Raw genomic sequence first — 8,360 nt, 5'->3', positions numbered from 1 at the left:
TGCCGCGATTAATGGGGAGTACTTTCCCACCCAACGGTTCAGGGTCGCATGGTCAACATCGACACCTCGTTCTTCCATTATCTCTTCGAGGTCACGATAGGAAACAGAGTAGTGCAGGTAGAAAAATACCGCGAACAGGATAACTGATTTTGGATAATGCGCGCCCTTGAAATCAACCATCGCACTCATCCGACCCTTGCTGTGAAGTCACCGCCTACGCCGATGCTTCATACAGAGCCAACCGGAAACCAAAAATCTTTGCGACAGAGCCGCGGCAAGTTCCAGCAAAAACCGCGTTTCATCCAGCGTCGGCGCGGCCTGAACGGCGATGGTGCCGGTCGCGCCCCCAGCGGCGGCCAGCGGCGCCAGATCGGGCGGCAGAAAGTCACGGCGGATTGTGGCATCCTGTGTGTCCAGCCAGCCGTAATCGCCGCGCGCGATCCGCCAGAAATGTTGATGGGCGTCGATGATCACGGATATTCCCTTGCTGAATCGGCCGGTTCTTAATAATAAGAAACTGTATGCTGGTCGACCTGGCAATGTCAATCGGGCTGAGACCGCCGCCATTAAGGGAGATGCAGGATGAAAAGCAGACTGATCGGAACCTCTGGCGTTGCGGTGCCCGAGCTTGCCTTTGGCTGCGCGAGCATCGGAAACCTGTACCGCGAGGTGACGGATGAAGATGCGCAGTCGGTCCTGCACACAGCGTGGGACGCGGGCATCCGGTATTTCGACACGGCGCCGCATTACGGGCGCGGATTGTCCGAATTGCGGCTTGGCCGGTTTCTGGCCGGTCGGTCGGGGTTCACCCTGTCCACCAAAGTCGGGCGCATCCTGTCGCCTGCGCAATCGCCCATCGCCGAGGTGGACGGTTTCGTCAACCCGGCGCATAACGACGTGCGCTATGACTATTCGGGCGACGGCATTGAAGAAGCCATCGACCAGAGCCTGTCGCGGTTGGGGCAGACATCCGTTGATATCGCCTATGTGCATGACCTTGGAGACTATACCCACGGCGCGGCCAATGCGGCGCATATGGAGGCGTTCTTCGGCTCGGGCTATGAACGGCTGGTGCGACTGAAGCGGGCGGGCACGATCCGTGCCTTCGGGCTGGGGGTCAATGAATGCCAGGTCTGTCTGGATGTGATGGATCACGGTCCGCTGGACGTGATCTTGCTGGCCGGGCGGCTGACGTTGCTGGACCGGTCTGCCGAGGCCGCGTTGGTGCCGCGCTGCATGGCGGAGGGGACCGGTATCGCGGTGGGGGGCGTGTTCAATTCGGGCATTCTGGCGACCGGGCCGGTGGCAGGCGCAAGCTATGATTACGGACCCGCGCCGCAGACCGTGCTTGACCGCGTCGGCGCGCTTCAGAATGCGGCGGCGGCGCATGGATTGTCGCTTGCCACCGCCGCGCTGCATTTTGCGCGCCGCCATCCGGCGGTGGTGTCGGTATTGCTGGGCACGGCCAGACCCGAGTCGCTGCTGCGCAATCTGGAGGGCTGGGCGCAGGAAATACCTGCCGGGGCCGCAGACCTGCTAGGCGAATTCGTGGGCGCGCAGGGACGATAGCAGCGTTGTTTTCGAGGTCTTCAGATGCCGACGTGCGGCGTCGCGGGCCGCGTCGCCGTCGCGGGCTTCCAGCGCGTCGATGATGGCCAGATGCTCGCCGATGGCGGCGGCGTTGCGGATTTTCTCATGCGTCTTGTCCCACATATAGTGGTAGTGAAAGATCAATGAGATTACCTTCTGGAATTCGGCGACAAAGCGGTTTTTCACCACTGAATTGACCGCTTCGTGGAAGGCTTCGTCCAGTTTTGAAAACTCATGAAAGTCGGTGTCGATCCGGCTGCGCAGGGCCAGATGCGCGGCGCGGATCTCCCTAAGCCGGGGCCAGACCGGATGGTCAACCGGGGCGTCAATCACATGGCTGATGGCATTCAGTTCCAGCACCGTGCGGAAATCTGAGAGTTCCACGGCGAATTCGCGGGTGAAACCCAGCAGCATCCAGCCGCCCTGCTTGCGGCGCGCGACCAGCCCGAACCGGCTGAGCCCGGCCAGAAACTCTTTTAGCTCATGCTGCGGCACGTCGAAATTGCGCGACAGTTCCGCGACCGACAGCGGCGTATTGGCAGGGACATCAAAGCGCAGGATCCAGTCAAGAAAGCGACGTTCCAGATCGTCTGACGCCCCATGCCCGTCGGCCAGCACAATGCGGTCTTCCGGGGCCGGGGTGCGCAGGATCCGCTTGTCGCGGCCATCCCATGAGATGAGGCCGGTTTCTTCCAACCTGCTCAGACAGCGCCGGATGACGGTGCGGCTGACGCCGGCAATCGCGCTAAGGGCAGATTCGGCGGGCAGGACTGCGCCCGGCGGCAGTGTCGCGCAGTGATCGAGCAGCGTGTTGTAGGCTTCGCGGTAGCGCGCATCGCTTCGTGCCATGTCTTTCTTTCTTTGCTGGCCGCCCGGCATCGCGGAACGGTATTTGTACGATATTATAAAAAACATTTGACAGGAAGTGCCAAACCGTAAAACAGTATTAAATAATTAAAAGCGATACGAGAAGGGGGGGCCATGTCGGACGCAAGCAAGCCAGCGCCGGGGGCGGGTATCGGCACATTGCTGATGGGCGGCGACTATATGCACCGAATGTCGGCGCTGCTGACCCTTGTGCTGCTGGTGTTGGGGTTCGCCCTTGCCAGCCAGTCGTTTTTCTCGGTGAACAACGGGTTGACCATTCTGTTGCAGACCTCGGTCATCGGGCTGCTGGGCATCGGTCTGACGCTGGTGATCCTGACCGGCGGTATCGATCTGTCGGTTGGCTCTGTTCTGGCGCTGTCAGGCGTCATCTCGGCGATGGCAGTCAAGGCCGGGGTGCCGGTGGTTCCGGCCATGACACTGGGCGTGGTTGCCGGGGCAGCCTGCGGGGCGTTCAACGGTTTTGTCATCACCAAGATGCGGATTCCGCCTTTTGTGGCGACGCTGGGCATGATGCTGATCGCGCGTGGGGTGGCGTTGCAACTGACTGGCGCCGCGCCTATTTCGCGCCTTGGCGAAGGCTTCGGCGTGCTGGGCAACGGGGCGCTGTTTCGCATGGTGGAAATGCAGCCGAACGGCTTTCCCAAGGTGATTTTCCCCGGCATTCCCTATCCGGCGATCCTGCTTCTGATCACGGCGGTCGGCGTGGCCTATCTGCTGCGCCGCCGTCAGATCGGCCGACATATTTATGCCACCGGCTCGAACGAGGAAGCCGCGCGGCTGTCTGGCGTGCGCGTCGACCGCACCAAGCTTTATGCCTACACGATGTCGGGGGCGCTGGCCGGGCTGGCCGGGAACGTGCTGATGTCGCGCCTTGTCACCGCGCAACCCAGCGAGGGGGTGATGTACGAACTGGACGCCATCGCGGCGGCGGTGATCGGTGGGGCATCGCTGTCGGGCGGGATCGGCACGATCTCGGGCACGATGATCGGCGCGTTCATCATCGGCATCCTGCGTAACGGACTGAACATGGCGGGAGTGTCCGCCTTCATCCAGCAAATCGTGATCGGCTTCGTCGTCATCGGCGCGGTCTGGATCGATCAGGTGCGGAACCGGCAATGAGGCCGGGCCGTACCGAAACGAACCAACGGAGGAGGAGTGAAATGAAGACTTTGAAAATGTGTGTGGCCGTATCCGCGCTGGCGCTGACGGCCGGGGTGGCGCAGGCTGGGGAAATTGCGGTCATCGTGAAAACGACGAATTCCAATTTCTGGCAGAATGTCAATCTGGGCGCACAGGCCGCAATCGACGGGCAGACTGAACATACGATGTCCTTTGACGGCCCTGCCGCCGAAAGCGCCATCGCCGATCAGGTCAATCTGGTTGAGAACGCGATCAACCGGGGCGTTTCGGGCCTTGTTCTGGCGCCGTCAGACCCCGAGGCGCTGGTGCCCGTGGTGCGCCGCGCGTTTGAAGCCGGGATCCCGGTTGTGATTATCGACAGTGCACTGGGCGAGGATGCCGAAGGCACCTATCAGGCCTTCCTGTCCACCGACAACTGTGCCGCCGGCGAAACCGTCGCGGCGCGGATGATTGAAGAGGCGGGCACCACCGGCAGCGTAGCGATTATGTCCTATGTCGCCGGTGTCGGATCGGAAATCGGGCGCGTGGGCTGTTTCACCGATTACCTTGCCGAGCATTCGGAGCTGTCAATCGTGGGGCCGTATTACTCGCAAAGTCAGATGGCGACGGCGCTGAACCAGACCACTGATATTCTGGCTGCGAACCCCGGACTGGTCGGTATTTTCGGCGCCAATGAGCCGACTGCGGTCGGCATGGGCCGGGCCATCGTGCAGTCTGGCCGCGCGGGCGAACTGGTCGCGCTGGGTTTTGACGGCAACAGCGATCTGCAGGAGTTCGTGCGCGACGGGGTGCTGACCGCAACGGCAGTGCAAGGCTCGTTCGCCATGGGTGAGTTGGGCGTGAACGCGCTGATTGACATTCTGGGTGGCGAAACGGTGGACAGCTTCATCAACACTGGCGTTGTGCTGGTCGATGCTGAGAATATCGACTCCCCTGAGGCGCAGAACGTTCTTTACTGAGCGCCTTCCCGGGGGCCGGGTAGCCGGCCCCCCGTTCCCTCCCAATGAAAAGGCCCCAACATGACCCGGACGCCTTTGGTCGAGATGATCGACATCGAAAAACACTTTGGCGGCGTGCGGGCCGTCGACCGCGTTGCGCTGGACCTGTACCCCGGTGAGGTCGTGGGGCTGCTGGGTCATAACGGCGCGGGAAAGTCGTGTTTGATGCGGCTTTTGTCTGGGGCGATGATCCCCAGCGGCGGTGAAATCCGGGTGAATGGCGCGCCGGTGCAGTTCGCGGAACCCAACGACGCGCGTGCGGCGGGGATCGAGACGATCTATCAGACGCTGGCGTTGGCCGACCATCTGGACGCGGCGGCAAATCTGTTTCTGGGGCGCGAGCTGAAAACACGCTTTGGCAATCTGGACGAGGCGCGGATGTTCAGGGCGACAAGGGAAGTTCTGGCCCGGCTGAACCCGAACTTCAAGAACCTGCGTGATCCGGTATCCAGCCTGTCGGGCGGGCAGCGGCAGGTGATCGCGATTGCCCGGGCCGTCTATTTCGACACCAGAATCCTGATTATGGATGAGCCGACGGCGGCGCTGGGTCCTGCGGAAACCGCGATGGTGGCGGATCTTATCCTGCAACTGCGCGCCGAGGGGATCGGTATCTTTCTGGTCAGTCACGATATGCATGATGTCTTTGATCTGTGCGACCGCGTGGTGGTGATGAACAAGGGCCGCATTGTGGGCTCGCATCGCATCGACGAGGTACACAAGGACGACGTGCTCAGCCTGATCGTGAAGGGTGAACTGCCCCCCGGCTGGTCGGCGCGCAATCTGGCGGGGGCACCGGCATGAAGGACATAGAAGGCGGGATGATGGCTTGCGGCCTGTGTGCCGACCCCGGGCGTTTCGTGGTGGAAACCCGCCCCATGCCGGACGCGGCGCCTCCGGGCTGGGCGCTGGTCGATATTGCCGCCATCGGCATCTGCGGCACCGATTACCATATCTTTGAGGGTAAACATCCGTTTCTGGCGTATCCGCGCGTCATCGGGCACGAATTGTCGGGTCATATCGTCAGCGGTCCTGATGCCGGGCAGCTGGTGGTGGTGAACCCTTACCTTTCGTGCGGTCAATGCCGCGCCTGCCGACGGGGCAAGCCGAATTGCTGCTCGGCAATCGAGGTGCTGGGCGTCCACCGGGACGGCGGCATGTGCGCGCGCATCGCGGTGCCACGGCGGAACCTGTATCCCGCCGATGGTCTGACGGCGCAGCAGGCCGCCATGGTCGAATTTCTGGCGATCGGCGCGCATGCGGTCGCGCGTTCGGGCGCGGGACAGGGCGATGTCGTGCTGGTCACCGGGGCGGGCCCCATCGGGCTGGGCACTGCGCTGTTCGCCCGTCTGGCCGGGGCCGAGGTGCATCTGACCGACCGCAGCCTGTCGCGCCTGACGCTGGCGCAGACGTTGTGCGGTTTTGACCGGCTGCACGGGCCGGATCTGCCGCCTCTGACCGGGGCGCTGTCGGAAGGGTTCGACTTTGTCTTCGATGCCACCGGTAATGCGCATGCCATCGAGGCGGGCTTTCCCCTGCTGGCGCATGGCGGCAGCGCGGTTCTGGTCAGCGTGGTCAAGGACGACATTACCTTCAGCGATTCCGAATTCCACAAGCGTGAGGCGCGGATCATCGGGTCGCGCAACGCGCTGAAGTCCGATTTTGAGCGTGTGATGGCCGCGATGCGGTCAGGGCAGATCTCGGCGGACGCGCTGATATCTCAGGTGGTGGCGCTGGCCGATCTTCCGGTACGGTTCCCCGCGCTGGTCGCGGACCGCGAAAGCATCGTCAAAGTTCTGGTAACCCCATGAGCGATGCCGCGATGCCAGATGCCGGTGCAGCCATTCGCCTGCATGACAGCGACAATATCATGGTCGCCCTGAAAGCCCTTGCGCCGGGCGCCGAACTGCCGGGCGGCGTGACGCTGCGCGACACGGTCCCGGCGGGGCACAAGGTGGCGGTCCGGACTATCGGCGCGGGCGACCCGGTGCGCAAATACGGCCAGATCATCGGCAGCGCCATCGCGGACATCGCCCCCGGCGCGCATGTCCATGTCCATAATCTGGGCATGGGCGCGCATAAGCAGGATTACGGCTTTGGCAGCGATGCCGCCCCGCTGCCCGCCATCGCCCCCGCCGCCCGGTTTCGTGGCTATCACCGCCCCTCGGGGCGGGTTGGCACGCGCAATTACATCGGCATCCTGACTTCGGTGAACTGCGCGGGCTCGGTCGCGCGCTTCATCGCCGAGGAGGCCGCGCGGCAGGACTGGCTGGGCCTGTTCCCGAATGTGAATGGCATCGTGCCGATTGTGCATGGCACCGGTTGCGGCATGTCGGGGAAGGGCGAAGGGTATGAGACGTTGTTCCGCACCCTTGCAGGTTATGGCCACAACCCCAATTTCGGCGCGATCCTGATGGTGGGGCTGGGCTGCGAGGTGATGCAGATCCCCGACCTGATCGACCGCAGGGCGCTGAAGGACAGCGCGCGTTTTCGCTATATGACCATCCAGCAAACCGGCGGCACCCGCGCGACGGTGGACAAGGGGGTGGCATTGCTGCGCGAACTGGCAGCCGAGGCCGATCGCGCCGCGCGCGCCGATGCGCCGGCATCCGGGCTGGTGCTGGGCATGCAATGCGGCGGGTCGGACGGCTATTCGGGCATCACCGCCAATCCGGCGCTGGGTCATGCGTCGGACCTGCTGGTGCGGCACGGGGGTACGTCGATCCTGTCCGAGACCTCGGAAATCTACGGCGCCGAACATCTGCTGACGCGCCGCGCCATTGACGCGGCGACTGGGCGCAAGCTGATCGACCTGATCGACTGGTGGGAGGATTACACCGCCCGGAACTACGGCGAGATGGACAACAACCCCAGCCCGGGCAACAAACGCGGTGGACTGACGACCATTCTGGAGAAAAGTCTGGGCGCCGTGGCCAAGGGGGGCACCGCCCCCCTGTCAGGGGTCTACAAATATGCGGAGGCCATCGACAACCCCGGATTCGTCTTCATGGACAGCCCGGGCTACGACCCGTGTTCGGTCACGGGACAGGTGGCATCGGGGGCCAATCTGATCGCCTTTACGACCGGGCGCGGCAGTGTTTCGGGCTACCGTCCGGTGCCCTGCATCAAGATCGCGTCGAATCCCGACCTCTGGCGCCGGATGGGGCCAGATATGGATGTGAACTGCGGCGACATTCTGGACGGCGTCAGCCTTGAGGCCAAAGGGCAGGAAATCTTCAATCTTATGTTGCGCATTGCCTCGGGCGATGAGACGAAAAGCGAGGCGCAGGGCTTTGGCGCGGTCGAATTCGTGCCGTGGCAAATCGGCGCGGTCATGTAATCTTTTCAGGAGGGCTCTGTCGCAAAGATTTTTGGTTTCCGGTTGGCTCTGTATGAAGCATCGGCGTAGGCTGTGACTTCACAGCAAGGGTCGGATGAGTGCGATGGTTGATTTCAAGGGCGCGCATTATCCAAAATCAGTAGCCCAGGCGAAAAAGCGGCCGACGGCCAGCTCATGGCGCATGGACGAGACGTACATCAAGGTTAAGGGCAAGTGGATGTATCACTACCGCGCGGTGGATCGAAACGGCAAAACCCTTGTGTCGCGTAGCACTTAATTGGGCTCTGCCTCACTCTGTGTGGCGCAACTATCCTGAAACTGGAAAATTCAGGAGGGATAGTTGTGAGTTCGAAGAAGCGCTGGTCGCCCGGGGGCGAAGTTTCGGTTCAAAGCGTCGAGCGAAGTGA

The 8,360-nt window shown here is 62.6% G+C and carries 8 protein-coding genes and 2 pseudogenes; 7 read left to right on the top strand and 3 right to left on the bottom strand.

The window, feature by feature from the left end; translation table 11 throughout:
* Together PUT78_RS22265 and PUT78_RS22260 are read right to left on the bottom strand one after the other, a co-directional pair.
* Nucleotides 1-180, bottom strand: a pseudogene (locus PUT78_RS22265) (IS6 family transposase); the annotation flags it as partial.
* Between the two features lie 27 nt (nucleotides 181-207).
* The gene (locus PUT78_RS22260) at nucleotides 208-474 is read right to left on the bottom strand and encodes a hypothetical protein (RefSeq protein ID WP_274354441.1); all 267 of its coding nucleotides are present in this window, start codon (nucleotides 472-474) and stop codon (nucleotides 208-210) included.
* Between the two features lie 108 nt (nucleotides 475-582).
* Here PUT78_RS22260 and PUT78_RS22255 point away from each other — a divergent pair, with 108 nt between their 5' ends.
* Nucleotides 583-1,569 carry an aldo/keto reductase gene (locus PUT78_RS22255; RefSeq protein ID WP_274354440.1) on the top strand — a complete coding sequence of 329 codons (987 nt, stop codon included), beginning with the start codon at nucleotides 583-585 and terminating at the stop codon, nucleotides 1,567-1,569.
* Here PUT78_RS22255 and PUT78_RS22250 read toward each other — a convergent pair.
* Nucleotides 1,537-2,439 (bottom strand): GntR family transcriptional regulator, encoded by a 903-nt coding sequence (locus PUT78_RS22250; RefSeq protein WP_274354439.1) that lies wholly within the window; start codon nucleotides 2,437-2,439, stop codon nucleotides 1,537-1,539. The genes PUT78_RS22255 and PUT78_RS22250 overlap by 33 nt on opposite strands.
* A 132-nt stretch (nucleotides 2,440-2,571) precedes the next feature.
* Between PUT78_RS22250 and PUT78_RS22245 the strand changes: the two genes are divergently transcribed.
* The 6 genes and pseudogenes from PUT78_RS22245 to PUT78_RS22220 all read left to right on the top strand — a co-directional run.
* Entirely contained in the window at nucleotides 2,572-3,597 is a 1,026-nt protein-coding gene (locus PUT78_RS22245) for an ABC transporter permease (RefSeq protein ID WP_274354438.1), read from the top strand.
* Between the two features lie 41 nt (nucleotides 3,598-3,638).
* Nucleotides 3,639-4,577 (top strand): ABC transporter substrate-binding protein, encoded by a 939-nt coding sequence (locus PUT78_RS22240; RefSeq protein ID WP_274354437.1) that lies wholly within the window; start codon nucleotides 3,639-3,641, stop codon nucleotides 4,575-4,577.
* Between the two features lie 60 nt (nucleotides 4,578-4,637).
* Complete coding sequence (locus PUT78_RS22235; RefSeq protein WP_274354436.1) at nucleotides 4,638-5,417, top strand: ATP-binding cassette domain-containing protein; 780 nt, start codon at nucleotides 4,638-4,640, stop codon at nucleotides 5,415-5,417.
* Entirely contained in the window at nucleotides 5,414-6,424 is a 1,011-nt protein-coding gene (locus PUT78_RS22230; protein ID WP_274354435.1) for a zinc-binding alcohol dehydrogenase family protein, read from the top strand. The genes PUT78_RS22235 and PUT78_RS22230 overlap by 4 nt, the downstream gene beginning before the upstream one ends.
* The gene (locus PUT78_RS22225; RefSeq protein WP_274354434.1) at nucleotides 6,421-7,953 is read left to right on the top strand and encodes a UxaA family hydrolase; all 1,533 of its coding nucleotides are present in this window, start codon (nucleotides 6,421-6,423) and stop codon (nucleotides 7,951-7,953) included. Before PUT78_RS22230 ends, PUT78_RS22225 begins: the two co-directional genes overlap by 4 nt.
* Before the next feature lie 103 nt (nucleotides 7,954-8,056).
* A pseudogene (locus PUT78_RS22220) lies at nucleotides 8,057-8,212 on the top strand (DDE-type integrase/transposase/recombinase); the annotation flags it as partial.
* Between the last annotated feature and the right edge of the window lie 148 nt (nucleotides 8,213-8,360).

This window comes from Roseinatronobacter alkalisoli (assembly GCF_028745735.1).
Taxonomy (GTDB): Bacteria; Pseudomonadota; Alphaproteobacteria; order Rhodobacterales; family Rhodobacteraceae; genus Roseinatronobacter; species Roseinatronobacter alkalisoli.
Note: the sequence above shows the minus strand (reverse complement) of the source record. Positions and strands in the feature narration are given on the sequence as shown.